The organism is Bradyrhizobium sp. WSM1253 (genome assembly GCF_000244935.1).
Classification (GTDB): Bacteria; Pseudomonadota; Alphaproteobacteria; order Rhizobiales; family Xanthobacteraceae; genus Bradyrhizobium; species Bradyrhizobium canariense.
On record NZ_JH600073.1, the window covers coordinates 6,213,881 to 6,227,452 of the forward strand.

Sequence of the window (13,572 nt, forward strand, 5' to 3'; positions counted from 1 at the left end):
TTGCCCTTTGGGGGCGGGATCGCTACATCGGCGGCAAGCAAATTTCCTCAAATCGAAGGTTTTCGGGACCGATGGCGCGCCAGTTCATCTATTTCATGCAGGGCCTGACCAAGAGCTACCCGACCCGGAAGGTGCTCGATAACATCCATCTGAGCTTCTACCCGGACGCCAAGATCGGCGTGCTCGGTGTCAACGGCTCGGGCAAGTCGACGCTGCTCAAGATCATGGCAGGCCTCGACAAGGAATATAACGGCGAGGCCTGGGTCGCCCAGGGCGCCCGCGTCGGCTATCTCGAGCAGGAGCCGCATCTCGATCCGGCACTCAGCGTACGCGAGAACGTCATGCTGGGCGTCGCCAAGCAGAAGGCTATCCTCGATCGCTACAACGAACTGGCGATGAACTACTCCGAGGAGACCGCCGACGAGATGACCAAGCTGCAGGACGAGATCGAGGCCCAGGGCCTCTGGGATCTCGACAGCAAGGTCGACCAGGCCATGGACGCGCTGCGTTGTCCGCCTGACGATGCCGACGTGTCGAAACTCTCTGGCGGTGAGCGCCGCCGAGTCGCGCTGTGCAAGCTGCTGCTCGACCAGCCTGAGTTGTTGCTGCTGGACGAGCCGACCAACCATCTCGACGCGGAATCGGTGTCGTGGCTGGAAGGCCATCTGCGCAACTATCCCGGCGCGATCCTGATCGTCACCCATGACCGCTACTTCCTCGACAACGTCACGAGCTGGATTCTCGAGCTCGATCGCGGCAAGGGCATTCCCTACGAGGGCAATTACTCGTCCTGGCTGCAGCAGAAACAGAAGCGGCTCGAGCAGGAGGGCCGCGAGGACGCTGCGCATCAGAAGACGCTGGCCCGCGAGCAGGAATGGATCGCGTCCTCGCCGAAAGCCCGCCAGGCCAAATCCAAGGCGCGCTATCAGCGCTATGACGAACTGCTGAAGCAGGCGAGCGAAAAGCAGACACAGACTGCGCAGATCACGATTCCAGTGGCCGAGCGCCTAGGTCAGAACGTGGTCGACTTCGAAGGGCTCAGCAAAGGTTTCGGCGATCGCATGCTGATCGACGATCTCACTTTCAAGCTGCCGCCCGGCGGAATCGTCGGCGTGATCGGCGCCAACGGCGCCGGCAAGACCACGCTGTTCAGGATGATCACCAAGCAGGAAGAGCCGGACAAGGGCACCATCACGGTCGGCGAGAGCGTTCATCTCGGTTACGTCGACCAGTCGCGCGACGCGCTCGATGGCAGCAAGAACGTATGGGAGGAGATCTCCGGCGGCAATGAGCTGATCCTGCTCGGCAAGAGGGAAGTCAATTCACGCGGCTATTGTTCGTCGTTCAACTTCAAGGGCGCCGACCAGCAGAAGAAAGTCGGCGCGCTCTCCGGCGGCGAACGCAACCGCGTGCACCTTGCGAAAATGCTGAAATCCGGCGCTAACGTTCTGTTGCTCGACGAGCCGACCAACGACCTCGACGTCGACACGCTGCGTGCGCTCGAAGAGGCTCTGGAGGATTTCGCCGGCTGCGCCGTCATTATCAGCCATGATCGCTGGTTCCTCGATCGCATCGCGACCCACATCCTGGCCTTCGAAGGCGACAGCCATGTCGAATGGTTCGAGGGCAACTTCCAGGACTACGAGAAGGACAAGATGCGCCGGCTCGGCCAGGACAGCATCATTCCGCATCGCGTGAAGTACAAGAAGCTGACGCGGTGATCTCAGCATGATGCGGCGGGTGCTCATAGCTGCGGTGATCGCTATCACCTGCGGCCTGTCGCCCGCCCGCGCTGCCGACGCCGCCTTCGCGCAGTTCATCGCCTCGCTGTGGCCGGACGCGGAGGCCGCCGGCGTGTCGCGCGCGACGTTCGAGCGAGAGACGCGCGGGCTCGAGCCTGACTACAAGCTGCCGGATCTGATCCTGCCGGGGCGGCCCGCAACGGGGGCGCCGTCGCAGGCCGAGTTCGTGCAGGTGCCGGCCGACTATGTCAGGGAAGCCTCGATCGCGCGCCTCGCGGGCGAGGGGCAGCGGCTGCTGCAAAAATATCGTCCCGCGCTGACGGAGATCGAGAAAAACTCCGGCGTGCCCGCCACCGTCATGCTGGCGATCTGGGGCCGCGAAACCGACTATGGCCGCTACACGCTGCCTTACGATCTCGTGCGCGTGCTGGCGACGCAGGCCTATGTCGGCCGCCGCAAGGACACCTATCGCAACGAGTTCATCCTCTCGCTGAAAATTCTCGGTGACGGCGTGGTGACACGCAAGGACATGCGCTCGTCGTGGGCCGGCGCGACCGGGCTCACGCAATTCCTGCCGTCCGAATATTACAAGCACGGCGTCGATTTCGACCGCAACGGCCGCATCGACATCTGGCATTCGGTGCCGGATGCGCTGGCCTCCGCCGCGCAGCAGCTCGTCAACAAGGGCTGGCAGAGCGGCGTACGCTGGGCTTACGAGGTGCAAGCTCCGGCCAAGGTCGATTGCACCGCCGGCGTGCCCGAGGTGACGAAGCCGATCGGCCAGTGGCTGCGCGAAGGCTTTGTGCCGGTGCGCGGACAAAAGCTCACTGCCGCCGAGCAGGCGCAGCCGGCCTCGCTGCTGCAGCCGGAAGGCATCTACGGCCCGTCCTTCCTGACCACGAAGAACTACTTCGTGATCAAGGAATACAATTTCTCCGATCTCTACGTGCTGTTCGTCGGCCATCTCGCCGACCGCATGACGAGCACGCAGCCGTTCGCGACGCCGTGGTCTGCCTCGAAGCAATTGCGCACCAAGGATGTCGAGGCGATGCAGCGCGGGCTCACGCGCGTCGGGCTCTACAAGGACAAGATCGACGGCAAGGCCGGCATGCAGACGCGCGCTGCGCTCGGCACCTACCAGAAGTCGGCAGGCCTCAAGGTTGATTGCTGGCCGAGCGAAGAGGTGCTGCGCTCGATCCAGGCGCGATAGCGAGCCGCAGTTCTTCGCCAAAGAAAAAGCCCGGCCGAGGTGCTCGGCCGGGCTTCGATCGCGGCGCTCATGAACGCCGTGCGATCAGATCAGTAGCAAACGCGAACCGGGCGGACGGTCCAGCCGTAGCCGTCCCAGTAGCGCTGGCGCTGCCAGTAGCAGGGCGGCGGCGGCGGGCCGGGCTCGGCCACATAAACCGGTCCGCCATAGGCGGGACGGCTCGATGCGATGGCACCGCCGACGATTGCGCCGCCGATCAGGCCGGCTGCGATGCCGGCGCCGACGCCGTCATGGGCTTGGGCGGACGGAGTGGCGGTCACCAGCGAACCGGCGATCGTCGCAACCGTAAGGGCGGCAACTAAAGTCTTCTTCATACTCTTGGCTCTCCTGAGAGATGGATGCTCCTTGTTAGGAGCGTCCGGGGTTCAAAGGTTCACGCAGACTCTGATGGAATTGGCCTTGCAGTTAGGAAGCGCGCAAATGGTCAATCCCCGGTAAACGCACACGGAGCTGTGACGAGAAAAAGCGGTCTTTTTCAGGCCCGGAGATGAACGGCGCATCTGGAATGAATCTGCTTGGGGCGACTTCAGCCACAGACTCTGACGCGGCGGACGCGCCAGGCATAACCGTCCCAGAAGCGCTGCTTCTGCCAGACGCAGCCGTCGCCATAATAGTCGTCGGCGACGTAGCCCGGGCCCGGTGCGTAGTAGCGCGGCGGATAGTAGCCCGGGCTATATCCCGGACCATATGCGTAGCCGGGGCCGGGGCTCGGTCCGTAATAATACGGAGAGGCCAGCGCCCCGCCGACAATGGCGCCGCCGATGATTCCGGCTGCCACGCCCGCCGCGACGCCGCGTTGCGCCTGGGCTGGTGTAGCGGCGCTAAGGGCCACCGCGGCGACGGCAGCGATTGCCAGGAGCGACTTCTTCATTGGCTGACCTTTCGAACAAAGCACACGGGAACTCTTTGAGGGTAAAGTTCCATATTTCGATTGAATGATCAATGAACGGCACCTTTGCCGGGGGCGACCAATTAACATGGACCGCAGCTCAGCCAGGGGAGGGCGATGATGGGTAGCGCGATGATAAATGCATTGATCGCTGCCGGGGTCGTCTTCGCGATCGGCTACGGCTGGATCACCCATCTTCAGAACCGCAGCCAGCGGCGCTCCCGCGCCGGGGCCGGCGGCAGTGGCGGTGGCGACACCGCCACCGGCTCGAGCGACGGCTTCTCGTGGGGGAGCTGGTTTTCCAGCGATAGTTCCGGCAGCTCGACCGACGGCGGCAGCTGTTCCAGCAGCGATAGCGGCAGTAGTGGCGGAGATTGCGGGGGCGGCGGCGATGGTGGAGGCGGCGGGGGCGACTAGATCCGCCGCAATCTTGATCCAGCGCAAGGCCCTATTTTAGAGCCGTTCTAGGCTGTTTCCGGGCTAGTTTGGAATAGCTTCAAATTCCGCTTTTTCCTTTTGCATCCGGCCGGCCCCTTAAATATCGATGATGGCGCATCACCAAAGGGCCTGCCGCTTCCATGATCGTTTGTTCCTGTAACGTGCTGAGCGATGACGACATCCGCGCCGCCGTCGCCGAGTCCGACGACGCTGTGCGCCATGCCAAGCAGGTGTATGGGTGTCTCGGCTGTAGCGCCGAATGCGGCCGCTGCGCTCGGACGATCAAGACCATTATCGACGAAGCACTCGGCCCCTGTGCCACGTCCTGCTGCTCCGGCTGTCCGCACAACCACACTGTGGCGGCCAATGACGAGACGGCCCAGCCGGCCGAGTTCGCCCTCGCGGCCTGCTGAAATCTTCCGCAACCATGGCTGAGCATTTCACCGGCTGCGTCCCGTAGCCGGTTGCTCCAGTCTTCAAACTCATTTAGAAGCGTTCTAAATTCGGTTTACGGCCGATTTGGACTGCAAGAGCTGGAGTGAACCATGCAGGGCGACGCAAAAGTTATCGATTATCTCAACAAGGCACTGCGTCACGAGCTGACTGCAATCAACCAGTACTGGCTGCACTACCGCTTCCTCGACAATTGGGGCCTGCGGGATATGTCCAAGGTCTGGCGCAAGGAGTCCATCGAGGAGATGGAGCACGCCGACAAGCTGACCGAGCGGATCCTGTTCTTCGACGGCTTCCCGAACATGCAGGTGCTCGATCCCTTGCGTATCGGCCAGAACGTCAAGGAGATCATCGAGTGCGATCTCGCTGCCGAGATGAGCGCGCGGGCGCTCTACCAGGAAGCGGCGACCTACTGCCACAGCGTCAAGGATTATGTGACGCGCGACCTGTTCGAGAAGCTGATGAGCGACGAGGAGCACCACATCGACTTCCTCGAGACCCAGCTCGACCTGATCGGCCGCATCGGCCTCGAACTCTACACCCAGAAGCACGTTGGCGGGCTCGAGGGCGAGGGACACTAGGTCCCTCACTCCGCACTCTCCATTCGTCATGGCCGGGCTTGTCCCGGCCATCCACGTGCTACCCTGCAACGAAGACGTGGATGCCCGGGACAAGCACGGGCATGACGCCCGTGTGCGGTTCGAAAGCCGGCTACAACTGCGTCTTGTAGAGCTCTTCCACGATCTCCTGACTCTGCGGCTCACCAAGGCCGGTTTGCTCGTGGACCACCTCGACGATGCTCGGCATCACCGAGCGCGGCACCTTCTCGGACGACCACAGCTTCGAGCGCATCAGGGCCTTGCCGCAGTGGAAATAGACTTCGCTGACGGCGAGGTTCAGCACCGCGCGCGGCGGCTTGCCAAACTCCACCATCGAGGCGAGCAGGTCCGGATCGGCGGACAGCGTGCCGCGGCCGCCGACGCGCAGCGTCTCGTCGAATCCGGGGACGAAGAACAACAGATGCACGAAGCCCGAGCCCTCGACGACATTTCGAAAACTGTCGATCCGGTTGTTGCCGGAGCGATCAGGCATCAGCAGCTGGTTGGGGCCGGCGACGTGGACGAAGCCAACGCCGCCGCCGCGTGGTGAGGCATCGACGCTGCCGTCCGCTCCCGACGTCGCGAGCACGCAGAACGGTGACATCTCGATGAATTTCTTCGCATGCGCATCGATCGCGGGGCGCGCTTTCGCGATCACGCGTGGGCTCGGCTGGGCATAGATGGTGGCGAGGTCTTCGGCGCAAAGATCAGTCACGAAGGTCTCCCTGGTGGAATGCCTGAGAATATCATCTCCCAGCGCGATCGCTATCCCCCTTGTCACGCCGCCGCGGCCACTCGATCACGCCAGCGCAATACAGAGCCCGCCCGATCAGGACCGGCTGAAGCGCCAGCCGCGGCCCGTGGTAGAGCCAGCTGTTGGGGATGCGTGGAAGGTCGATGCCCTCCAGGACATGCTTGATGTTTGCCGCCCACACGCAAAGCGCATAGAGCGCAAGCGCGCGTTCTGTCGTTCACAGGAACCATCGGCCGAGCTAGCACCGCGTCGAGGCGCTATCGCGCTACACCGCATCCGCCGGCACGAAGCAACTGATGATGATGGCGCCGCGGTGATGGACGTACCACACCACGGCCTGGCCGACCGGATTGCCGCGGTCGCGGATGATGGCGCGCTCGGGCACCTCCATCCATTGTCCCTCGATCGGCACCCAATAGGCGCCGCTGCGCACGTCGTACTCAGTGCGATGGCCGTCGGAGACGTCGCAGCAGGGCACGCCGTTCGGTGCGATCACGCTCTTGAACCAGGCGCGGATGTCAGGCGGGACGTGATCATATTGCCCGTTGTCGAACGCGAACGCTGCGCCCGTCAGCGCCGCCAGCCAAACGCACAGTACGAGCCTGTGCATGCGATCCTCCTCATCGCGTGTCGTGCCATTGGCGCGCGATTGCCCCGCGCGTCGATTCGTATCGTTGATGCGATTAAGCCCGACCTGTCAGCGCAATGCATGCTCAAATAATATGCGGCGTCGAGGCGCCGCATATGATGCATGGCGAACATGGCGGCAAGCCTGGCAATCCTACATCGTCCGCTGCGGCGCGGTTTGCAGAAACTGCCGGACCTGCTCGCTGTAGAATTTGGCGTTCCCCGTGGTGCCGTGGCCGCGCGTCTCCGTGCTTGCTGGGATGAGATACAGTTTGCCGTTCTTGACCCGCGTCATCGCAGCGTCCGTGAGGCCGGTCTCAGGCGGGTTGCGTTCGTCGTCGGCGGAATTGATCAGCAGCAGCGACGCTTCGATCGCCTCCAGCTTCTCGCGGGCATTGTAGTCATGCGAGGACTCCCACTGGTAGACGAAGTCGTTGGCATCTGTCGTGATCGGCATGGCCAGCCGCTCGTCGACGATCTTGTCGGCCTTCGCTGCCGTCGGCGCCTGCGATTGATAGGCCAGCGTTCCGCCGATGCTCGCGATGCCGTAGGCGGTGATCGCGTATTTCATCATGCGCGGCTGGCCGGTGTAATTGCCGCCATTGTAGTCGGGATCGCTGCGGATGGTGTCGAGCATGATCCGCCGCAGCATCCAATTGCGCGACGCCATCTCGGTCGGCTGCGAGGCCATCGGGATCAGCGCGTCCATCGCCTTCGGATATTTCTCGCCCCACAACCAGGTGTGCATGCCGCCCATGGAATTGCCGATGACGAGCCGCAGGTGCTTGACGCCAAGCCCTTCCGTCACCAGGCGATACTGGGCTTCGACCATGTCCTCGTAATCGTATTTCGGGAAGCTCGTCTTCATCCCGTCGGACGGTTTTGACGATTTGCCATGGCCGATATTGTCGGGGATGATGATGTAATATTTGGAGGCATCCAGCGGCTGCCCCGCGCCGAACAGCTCGCCGGCAAAGGCTGGTGACAGCATGCTCGCGCCCGAGCCGCCGGTTCCGTGCAGCACCAGGACCGGCTGGCCGCTCGGCTCACCCACGGTGGTGTAGTGCAGCTTCAGCTCCGGCATGGTCTCGCCGGTGTGGAACTTGAAATCCCTGACGACCCAGTCGCCCTGCTTCGGTGCCGGATAATCGGCCGCCCATGCGAACGTCGAGATGGCCGACACAGAGACGGACAACAGGATGGCTGACAGCGCCGCGCAAGAAGCTTTCATGTCTATTTCCCCCGTGCGGCTCTGGTCGGCGGCCGCGTTGCGGCGGAACTTAGCAGAACTGTCCGGAAGGATGTAGGATTTCGTTTTCGCCGGTCGTCCTTGAGGGAAAGGTCAGGAGAGAGTGCATGTGCCGCAACATCAAGACGCTGTTCAACTTCGAGCCGGAGGCGACGGAGGATGAGATCCACGCCAGCGCGCTCCAGTTCGTTCGGAAACTGTCCGGCTTTAACAAGCCTTCGCAGGCCAACGAGGCGGCCTTCGATCGTGCGGTGGCGGAGGTCGCGGAGGCTGCGCGAAAACTCCTGACGTCGCTGCACACCCACGCCCCGGCACGCGACCGTGAGGCCGAGGCGGAAAAGGCCAAGGAACGTTCGCGGCTGCGCTTCGGCTAGGCGGCTCGAAGGTCCGTTCCGTGATCTGGCTCACGGTGAAAGCGGTCGCAACGCGCGATGATGTTCGCCGGGCTTTTGACACCCGGGAGCACGACCATGAGCCGCCCTCTTCTTCCGCTGAAAGCAGGTGCCGTCGTTTTCACGCTGCTGTGGACAGCGTGGATGACGTGGTGGAGCGGTTCGTTCTCGAGCGCGAACGTCGTGATCCTGGCCTTGTGCGGCGCAGCGGTCGGTTATCTCTGGTACCGCGCCATGCGCTGGCAGTTCGAGCGTATGGGCATGCTGCCGCGACGCGAGAATGGGACGAAATAGATTCGTCTGTCAGTCCTAGCCGTGCTTCTTCTTTTTCTTCTTCTTCCTGTGATTGTCGCCTTCGCTGTCCTCGTCCTCGTCACCGAGGGGCGCGTCGTCGGTCTCCTGCACGGCTGCCTCCAGCGCCTCGCGCTCGGCGGCTTCACGCTCGCGCTGGCGACGGCGCTCGTCCCAGGCGTCGAACAGTTGATCGAGCCACGGCAGCACCTGCTCGATCGACGGCAATGGGCCGGGCGGACCGGCCTCACCACGCGGGCCTTGCGGCCCCGCCGGCCCTTGCGGTCCGACAGGTCCCTGTGCACCGGCTGCCCCGCGCGGTCCGGCTTCGCCCTGCTTGCCTTGCGGGCCGGGCTTGCCCAGTGGTCCGGCCTTTCCGATCGGACCCGGCTTGCCCTGCGGCCCCGGCTTGCCACGCGCGCCATCGGGGCCCCGCTTGCCCGGATGGCCCTGTGGTCCCGGCCGCCCCGGTTCGCCCTGCCGTCCGCGCGGTCCCTGAGGTCCCTGCCGTTTTTGTTCGTCTGCCACGCCGCTGCTCCCTTGACCGGAAGCAAGCTAATTAGCGGCGTTTGACGACAGCGGCAATTCCGCCGGGCTCGCGCCTGGGCTTGATCAACACCAATCGGCCGCACGTCGCGCGCTAGTCGTGATAGGCCGGCACCTCGATGCCGGAGGCGGCGTAGAGCCTGATCTTGTTGCGCAGCGTGCGCACCGAGAGGCCGAGCACGCGCGAGGCGCGCGTGCGATTGCCGTCGCAACGGGCGAGCGTCTGCAGGACGAGCTCACGCTCGACCTCGTCGACGGTCGCGCCGATCAGCAGCGGAACGATCTGGTTCGGTGAAAGGAAATATGCGCCCGGTTCGGACGCAGCGACATGAACAGTGGTCATCGACACACTCCCCGATCAACGCCCGCCTCCCTCTTTGGAAGCGGATCGAGAACAAACGACCCCCAAGCCGTAAATCTACGGTGGGCGGGTTTGGTTAACGAAAGGTTAACCGCGGGGCGATCGCACCAATTGACCTTGGGAATGCCGCCGCACCGCCGCGATTGGCACGGATTGCATGTTCCCGCGAGCATACTCCGCATTGCCAAGCAGGCATCATCCCGCTCACACCGTCCGGTATCCGCCATCCACCATCACGATCGTTCCCGTGACGTAGGCCGACATGTCCGACGCAAGGAAGATCGCGGGACCCACGATGTCCTCGGGCTTGCCGGTGCGCGCCAGCGGGGTGTGATCGACGAAGGCCTGCACCAGCGCCGGATTGGTCGCGCGCACATTGGCGTTGATGTTGGTCTCGATGAAGCCCGGCCCGATCGCATTGACGCGCACGCCCTCCTTGCCGAGCTCGACCGCGAGCGCCTTGGTGAAGCCGAGCACGCCGTGTTTCGAGGTGGTGTAGGCCGCCGAGCTCGGCGTGCGCAGATGCACGAAGGACTGAATCGAGCCGATATTGACGATGCGGCCCTTCGCTACGCGCAACGGGCTCAGGAACGCCTGCGTCATGTTGAAGACGCCGTTGAGGTTGAGCGAGATGATGTCGTTCCAGTCCTTCGCCACCGTCTCCGTCTCCGCGGTGAAGGCGTTGCGGCGAGTGATCCCGGCATTGTTGACGAGGATCGAGACCTGCCCGACCTCGTCGGCGACTTGCTTGGCGAGCGCGAAGCAGTCGTCGCGTTTGGTGACATCGAGCGCAAAGCTCTCGGCCTTGCCGCCGGACTTGCGGATCCCCTCGGCGGCTTCCGCGACCGTGTCGGCGTTGACGTCGAGCAGCACCACTTGCGCGCCCTCGCGGGCGTAGCCGGCCGCGATGGCCCGGCCGATGCCCGAACCGGCGCCCGTGACGATTGCGATGTGGTTCGCGAGCAATGCCATGACAATTTCCTCCCGATTTCTTTTCGAAGTTTCATGAAAGGCTAACTCGAAATTAAGGGGTCGGAAACGGCGGCCTTGGCATACTGGTCTTGATTGCTAAACGTTGCGCGCATGATGGAACAGCTCGAATCCTGGAAATTCGCACTCGAACGCCTGCGGTCGGCGGACGGCGCCGATTGGGCCGAGGCGGGCCGGCTGGTCGCCGAGGTCGCGCGGATGAGCACCGATACCATGCTGCGTCAGGCCGCCGAGCAGGCGCTTCCGGTGCTGCGCCAGGCCGTGGACAATGACGATCACAGCGTCACGCTGGCGGCCCGGCGCCGTCTCGGCGTGGTGCTCGACGTTGTCCACGACCTGACCGCGCCGCGCTTCGGCCGCCGCAATGCTGCGCCGAAAAAATTGTCCAGCGAGGATCGCGCCCGCAAGGTGCTCGGCCTGCCGCTCGCGGTGCAGCTCACCTGCGAGGACATCAACCAGGCCTATCGCCGCGCCGCCAAGGGCATGCACCCCGACCACGGCGGCAGCGCCCAAGCGTTCATCGACCTTGCCGCCGCGCGCGATATCCTGATCCATCCCCGCGCCTACAAGGACGCGTGAGAGCTCATGTGCTATCCTGTAGCCCGGATGAGCGAAGCGACATCCGGGACGGGTCTAGCCCATGGTTCTGTATCGCAGAAATTTTCTTCCCGGCGGCACCTACTTTTTTACTGTAGCGCTCTTCGACCGCCGATCGACCATTTTGATTGAGAACGTTGACGCCCTGCGCGATGCCTTTTCGGGCCGCTCGCAGGGAGCGCCCGTCCGAGGTCGATGCGATTGTGATCCTTCCGGACCATTTGCATGTCGTCATGAACCTCCCGCCGCATGACGCCGATTTCGCGGGACGTTGGCGAAGGATCAAGGGGCATTTCAGCAGCGCACTACTGCATGCGGGTATCGACGTAGCCCGCCAGTCCAATGGAGAATTGGCTCTGTGGCAACGACGCTACTGGGAGCACACGGTTCGCGACGAAGATGATTTCGCCCGCCACGTGGATTACATTCACTTCAACCCAATTAAACATCGCTACGTCCAGCGCGTTTGTGATTGGCCGCATTCGTCCTTTCACCGATATGTGCGGGCGGGATTGCTCCCGGAAGATTGGGCGGGCGATGCCGGCGAAAGCGGGATTGCTTTCGGTGAGCGAGCCGAGGGAGGCTGACCGGGCGTAGGTTGAATTCCCGGATATCGCTTCGCTCATCCGGGCTACGGACGTCGGACTTGGAGTCGAGCCTCAGCTCTTGTTCACGCAGCTCGGATAGGGCGCGGCTTCGCCCGCTACGATCGGGCAGAGCTCGATCGGGCTGAGCGCGCGCAGACGGGCCTGCCAGCGGTCGTCGTTCACCGGCGGCTGGTCGGTTTCGGGGCCGCGCTCGGCCCATTGGATCGTGTAGTAGTCGCTCGTGCCCTTCAGCGTGACCAGCAGTGCGGTTTCGCTGTGCCGGGTCGGACCGCTGTCGACGCGGCCGCAGCCGATCACGGCGACGAAACCTTCGAACCGGCCGAACGTGGTGGCGCCAAGCGGCCTTGCCGCAAAGCTGTCGGGGCAGGCGGATTTGAAACCGCTTGCGATCGAGCCCGCGAATTTCTCGGGCGATGAACCTGGAGTGAGCGTCATGCCCTTCTCGCCGGTCACGGTGATCATCTCGGTCCAGCGTTCAGGCGTCTCGCCCTTCAGTACGGCCTCGCGGATGTAGTGGCCGCCCTTGGTGTTCTCGAACACCGCGGAAAAATTCGACGGCATCGCGAAGCTGACCAACTGGCCGAACACCGGCGAGATCACGCGGAAGGATTGCGGGGCCTGTGCGTTTGCCGTTGCGGCGATCAGCAGCGATGCGGCCAGAACCGTGGCTTTCGTCGGCGCGCGCATCGATTGGCTCCAAAGCCGCGAGGTGAAAAACAAGCGGGCAAAAACAAGCGGGCAAGGATGCTGGTTGGCGCGGGACGCTGGGAGGCGCCCCGAACAAGATGTGAGTAGGTCCGCTAGCTGGCCAGGTTCAAAGCGGGTGCGCGGAAAATGCGCGATCTCGGCCGAAAAACCAGTGGCGCGTCGAAAAGAAAAAAGGCGGACCGCTCGCGCGATCCGCCCTTTGAAATCCGATCTGTCGCCTCAGGCCTAGAGCGTGCAGCGGCGCTCCCCGCGCAGCTTGATCTGGAGCTCCGAGGCGGCGGTGAAGGTCGGGAGCGGCTTGCTGACGACCTTGTAGGTCGACACGCCCCACTGGAACGGCTTGTACTTCAGGTCCTCGTTCCAGACCTGGCAGATGCCGGTGTTGTCCCAGCGGATCACGTAATAACCGACCGCCGCCGACGCCGGCACGGCGAACACGGAGGTGGCGATGCCGGCAACGGCACAGAGGGCGAGAACGCGACGCATGAAATATCTCCTGATGGGAACGTGAGAGGAAACTGGTGCGGCAAAATGGTGCGGCTGGCAAGCGGGGCGGCGACCGTTCACGGACATGTCAGTCGTTGGTCGGCTGTTCGGATGCCCCTTATGCCTTGACTGTCGCCGGACTATCACACGTCTACCCCTTGGCCAGCGACGCGACCGCCTCGATCTCGATCAGCATCTTCGGATCGGGCAGTGCGTGGACCACGCAGGTGGTGCGGGCAGGGTAGGGCGGCGGCCCGAAGGCGCCGGCATAGAGCGCGTTCATGGCGGCGACGTCGGAGGCGCGGGTCAGCAGCACGTTGACCTTGACGAGATCGCGGATCGCGGCGCCGGCCTCTGCCAGCACGCGCTTGATGTTGACGGCGACGTTGGCGAACTGCGCCTCGAAGCCATCGGGCAGCGCGCCGCTCGCGTCGAAGCCGGGAATGCCGGAGACGAACAGGAGATCGCCGGTGCGCGTGGCAAAGGACAGCGGCGGCGCCTTGATGTGGGGCGGGGGCGCGAAATGCTGGATCGGCATGAGATCACCTCGGATGGACGGCAGGAAGCGCAAG

The 13,572-nt window shown here is 63.7% G+C and carries 19 protein-coding genes and 2 pseudogenes; 9 read left to right on the forward strand and 12 right to left on the reverse strand.

Annotated features, from left to right (window positions below; all coding sequences use genetic code 11):
- The first annotated feature begins 71 nt into the window (after positions 1 to 71).
- Together ettA and BRA1253DRAFT_RS30310 are read left to right on the forward strand one after the other, a co-directional pair.
- Positions 72 to 1,721: an energy-dependent translational throttle protein EttA gene (ettA, locus tag BRA1253DRAFT_RS30305; protein WP_007600707.1), complete on the forward strand. Its 1,650-nt coding sequence runs from the start codon at positions 72 to 74 to the stop codon at positions 1,719 to 1,721.
- A gap of 7 nt (positions 1,722 to 1,728) precedes the next feature.
- On the forward strand, positions 1,729 to 2,952 hold the full coding sequence (locus BRA1253DRAFT_RS30310) for a lytic murein transglycosylase (protein WP_007600713.1): 1,224 nt from the start codon (positions 1,729 to 1,731) through the stop codon (positions 2,950 to 2,952).
- Between the two features lie 89 nt (positions 2,953 to 3,041).
- On the opposite strand, the gene BRA1253DRAFT_RS30315 is transcribed toward BRA1253DRAFT_RS30310, so the two are convergent.
- Both BRA1253DRAFT_RS30315 and BRA1253DRAFT_RS30320 read right to left on the reverse strand, forming a co-directional pair.
- Positions 3,042 to 3,326, reverse strand: a complete 285-nt coding sequence (locus tag BRA1253DRAFT_RS30315; protein ID WP_007600714.1) for a hypothetical protein — start codon at positions 3,324 to 3,326, stop codon at positions 3,042 to 3,044.
- Between the two features lie 212 nt (positions 3,327 to 3,538).
- Complete coding sequence (locus tag BRA1253DRAFT_RS30320; RefSeq protein WP_007600715.1) at positions 3,539 to 3,883, reverse strand: hypothetical protein; 345 nt, start codon at positions 3,881 to 3,883, stop codon at positions 3,539 to 3,541.
- Between the two features lie 135 nt (positions 3,884 to 4,018).
- Between BRA1253DRAFT_RS30320 and BRA1253DRAFT_RS30325 the strand changes: the two genes are divergently transcribed.
- The 3 genes from BRA1253DRAFT_RS30325 to bfr all read left to right on the forward strand — a co-directional run bounded on the left by BRA1253DRAFT_RS30325 (position 4,019) and on the right by bfr (position 5,373).
- On the forward strand, positions 4,019 to 4,318 hold the full coding sequence (locus BRA1253DRAFT_RS30325; protein WP_035994228.1) for a hypothetical protein: 300 nt from the start codon (positions 4,019 to 4,021) through the stop codon (positions 4,316 to 4,318).
- 161 nt (positions 4,319 to 4,479) lie between these two features.
- The gene (locus BRA1253DRAFT_RS30330; protein WP_007600718.1) at positions 4,480 to 4,752 is read left to right on the forward strand and encodes a bacterioferritin-associated ferredoxin; all 273 of its coding nucleotides are present in this window, start codon (positions 4,480 to 4,482) and stop codon (positions 4,750 to 4,752) included.
- A gap of 132 nt (positions 4,753 to 4,884) precedes the next feature.
- On the forward strand, positions 4,885 to 5,373 hold the full coding sequence (gene bfr / locus BRA1253DRAFT_RS30335) for a bacterioferritin (RefSeq protein ID WP_007600720.1): 489 nt from the start codon (positions 4,885 to 4,887) through the stop codon (positions 5,371 to 5,373).
- Between the two features lie 130 nt (positions 5,374 to 5,503).
- On the opposite strand, the gene BRA1253DRAFT_RS30340 is transcribed toward bfr, so the two are convergent.
- The 4 genes and pseudogenes from BRA1253DRAFT_RS30340 to BRA1253DRAFT_RS30355 form a co-directional block, all read right to left on the reverse strand.
- Entirely contained in the window at positions 5,504 to 6,106 is a 603-nt protein-coding gene (locus BRA1253DRAFT_RS30340) for an MSMEG_1061 family FMN-dependent PPOX-type flavoprotein (RefSeq protein ID WP_007600722.1), read from the reverse strand.
- Between the two features lie 31 nt (positions 6,107 to 6,137).
- Positions 6,138 to 6,350, reverse strand: a pseudogene (locus BRA1253DRAFT_RS45545) (hypothetical protein); the annotation flags it as partial.
- Between the two features lie 60 nt (positions 6,351 to 6,410).
- Entirely contained in the window at positions 6,411 to 6,755 is a 345-nt protein-coding gene (locus BRA1253DRAFT_RS30350) for a hypothetical protein (RefSeq protein ID WP_007600723.1), read from the reverse strand.
- A 171-nt stretch (positions 6,756 to 6,926) separates the two neighbouring features.
- Positions 6,927 to 8,003 (reverse strand): alpha/beta fold hydrolase, encoded by a 1,077-nt coding sequence (locus BRA1253DRAFT_RS30355; protein WP_007600725.1) that lies wholly within the window; start codon positions 8,001 to 8,003, stop codon positions 6,927 to 6,929.
- Positions 8,004 to 8,128: 125 nt separating this feature from the next.
- On the opposite strand from BRA1253DRAFT_RS30355, the gene BRA1253DRAFT_RS30360 reads away from it, so the two are divergent.
- Together BRA1253DRAFT_RS30360 and BRA1253DRAFT_RS30365 are read left to right on the forward strand one after the other, a co-directional pair.
- Positions 8,129 to 8,395, forward strand: a complete 267-nt coding sequence (locus BRA1253DRAFT_RS30360; protein ID WP_007600726.1) for a DUF2277 domain-containing protein — start codon at positions 8,129 to 8,131, stop codon at positions 8,393 to 8,395.
- A gap of 96 nt (positions 8,396 to 8,491) precedes the next feature.
- Entirely contained in the window at positions 8,492 to 8,707 is a 216-nt protein-coding gene (locus BRA1253DRAFT_RS30365) for a hypothetical protein (protein WP_007600728.1), read from the forward strand.
- 15 nt (positions 8,708 to 8,722) lie between these two features.
- Here BRA1253DRAFT_RS30365 and BRA1253DRAFT_RS30370 read toward each other — a convergent pair whose 3' ends face one another.
- The 3 genes from BRA1253DRAFT_RS30370 to BRA1253DRAFT_RS30380 all read right to left on the reverse strand — a co-directional run bounded on the left by BRA1253DRAFT_RS30370 (position 8,723) and on the right by BRA1253DRAFT_RS30380 (position 10,583).
- Complete coding sequence (locus tag BRA1253DRAFT_RS30370) at positions 8,723 to 9,232, reverse strand: collagen-like protein (RefSeq protein ID WP_007600730.1); 510 nt, start codon at positions 9,230 to 9,232, stop codon at positions 8,723 to 8,725.
- Between the two features lie 112 nt (positions 9,233 to 9,344).
- Positions 9,345 to 9,593, reverse strand: coding sequence for a helix-turn-helix domain-containing protein (locus BRA1253DRAFT_RS30375; RefSeq protein WP_027519697.1), 249 nt, complete (start codon positions 9,591 to 9,593; stop codon positions 9,345 to 9,347).
- Positions 9,594 to 9,815: 222 nt separating this feature from the next.
- The gene (locus tag BRA1253DRAFT_RS30380; protein WP_007600732.1) at positions 9,816 to 10,583 is read right to left on the reverse strand and encodes an SDR family NAD(P)-dependent oxidoreductase; all 768 of its coding nucleotides are present in this window, start codon (positions 10,581 to 10,583) and stop codon (positions 9,816 to 9,818) included.
- A gap of 111 nt (positions 10,584 to 10,694) precedes the next feature.
- On the opposite strand from BRA1253DRAFT_RS30380, the gene BRA1253DRAFT_RS30385 reads away from it, so the two are divergent.
- On the forward strand, positions 10,695 to 11,180 hold the full coding sequence (locus BRA1253DRAFT_RS30385) for a molecular chaperone DnaJ (RefSeq protein WP_035994230.1): 486 nt from the start codon (positions 10,695 to 10,697) through the stop codon (positions 11,178 to 11,180).
- A 61-nt stretch (positions 11,181 to 11,241) separates the two neighbouring features.
- Positions 11,242 to 11,785 (forward strand): annotated as a pseudogene (locus BRA1253DRAFT_RS30390) (transposase).
- 72 nt (positions 11,786 to 11,857) lie between these two features.
- Here BRA1253DRAFT_RS30390 and BRA1253DRAFT_RS30395 read toward each other — a convergent pair.
- The 3 genes from BRA1253DRAFT_RS30395 to BRA1253DRAFT_RS30405 all read right to left on the reverse strand — a co-directional run bounded on the left by BRA1253DRAFT_RS30395 (position 11,858) and on the right by BRA1253DRAFT_RS30405 (position 13,538).
- Positions 11,858 to 12,493 carry a hypothetical protein gene (locus BRA1253DRAFT_RS30395; protein WP_007600737.1) on the reverse strand — a complete coding sequence of 212 codons (636 nt, stop codon included), beginning with the start codon at positions 12,491 to 12,493 and terminating at the stop codon, positions 11,858 to 11,860.
- Between the two features lie 246 nt (positions 12,494 to 12,739).
- Positions 12,740 to 13,000: a hypothetical protein gene (locus BRA1253DRAFT_RS44655; RefSeq protein WP_007600739.1), complete on the reverse strand. Its 261-nt coding sequence runs from the start codon at positions 12,998 to 13,000 to the stop codon at positions 12,740 to 12,742.
- Between the two features lie 151 nt (positions 13,001 to 13,151).
- The gene (locus BRA1253DRAFT_RS30405) at positions 13,152 to 13,538 is read right to left on the reverse strand and encodes a RidA family protein (protein ID WP_007600740.1); all 387 of its coding nucleotides are present in this window, start codon (positions 13,536 to 13,538) and stop codon (positions 13,152 to 13,154) included.
- Between the last annotated feature and the right edge of the window lie 34 nt (positions 13,539 to 13,572).

Excerpts from the sequence above, each read along its gene's own strand:
- BRA1253DRAFT_RS30320 (WP_007600715.1), bottom strand. The coding sequence starts at position 3,883 with ATGAAGAAGTCGCTCCTGGCAATCGCTGCCGTCGCCGCGGTGGCCCTT.
- BRA1253DRAFT_RS30310 (WP_007600713.1), top strand. The coding sequence starts at position 1,729 with ATGATGCGGCGGGTGCTCATAGCTGCGGTGATCGCTATCACCTGCGGC.
- BRA1253DRAFT_RS30350 (WP_007600723.1), bottom strand. The coding sequence starts at position 6,755 with ATGCACAGGCTCGTACTGTGCGTTTGGCTGGCGGCGCTGACGGGCGCA.
- BRA1253DRAFT_RS30405 (WP_007600740.1), bottom strand. The coding sequence starts at position 13,538 with ATGCCGATCCAGCATTTCGCGCCCCCGCCCCACATCAAGGCGCCGCCG.
- BRA1253DRAFT_RS30360 (WP_007600726.1), top strand. The coding sequence starts at position 8,129 with ATGTGCCGCAACATCAAGACGCTGTTCAACTTCGAGCCGGAGGCGACG.
- BRA1253DRAFT_RS30355 (WP_007600725.1), bottom strand. The coding sequence starts at position 8,003 with ATGAAAGCTTCTTGCGCGGCGCTGTCAGCCATCCTGTTGTCCGTCTCT.
- BRA1253DRAFT_RS30315 (WP_007600714.1), bottom strand. The coding sequence starts at position 3,326 with ATGAAGAAGACTTTAGTTGCCGCCCTTACGGTTGCGACGATCGCCGGT.
- bfr (WP_007600720.1), top strand. The coding sequence starts at position 4,885 with ATGCAGGGCGACGCAAAAGTTATCGATTATCTCAACAAGGCACTGCGT.
- BRA1253DRAFT_RS30325 (WP_035994228.1), top strand. The coding sequence starts at position 4,019 with ATGATGGGTAGCGCGATGATAAATGCATTGATCGCTGCCGGGGTCGTC.
- ettA (WP_007600707.1), top strand. The coding sequence starts at position 72 with ATGGCGCGCCAGTTCATCTATTTCATGCAGGGCCTGACCAAGAGCTAC.
- BRA1253DRAFT_RS30375 (WP_027519697.1), bottom strand. The coding sequence starts at position 9,593 with ATGACCACTGTTCATGTCGCTGCGTCCGAACCGGGCGCATATTTCCTT.
- BRA1253DRAFT_RS30395 (WP_007600737.1), bottom strand. The coding sequence starts at position 12,493 with ATGCGCGCGCCGACGAAAGCCACGGTTCTGGCCGCATCGCTGCTGATC.
- BRA1253DRAFT_RS30330 (WP_007600718.1), top strand. The coding sequence starts at position 4,480 with ATGATCGTTTGTTCCTGTAACGTGCTGAGCGATGACGACATCCGCGCC.
- BRA1253DRAFT_RS30380 (WP_007600732.1), bottom strand. The coding sequence starts at position 10,583 with ATGGCATTGCTCGCGAACCACATCGCAATCGTCACGGGCGCCGGTTCG.
- BRA1253DRAFT_RS44655 (WP_007600739.1), bottom strand. The coding sequence starts at position 13,000 with ATGCGTCGCGTTCTCGCCCTCTGTGCCGTTGCCGGCATCGCCACCTCC.
- BRA1253DRAFT_RS30365 (WP_007600728.1), top strand. The coding sequence starts at position 8,492 with ATGAGCCGCCCTCTTCTTCCGCTGAAAGCAGGTGCCGTCGTTTTCACG.
- BRA1253DRAFT_RS30385 (WP_035994230.1), top strand. The coding sequence starts at position 10,695 with ATGATGGAACAGCTCGAATCCTGGAAATTCGCACTCGAACGCCTGCGG.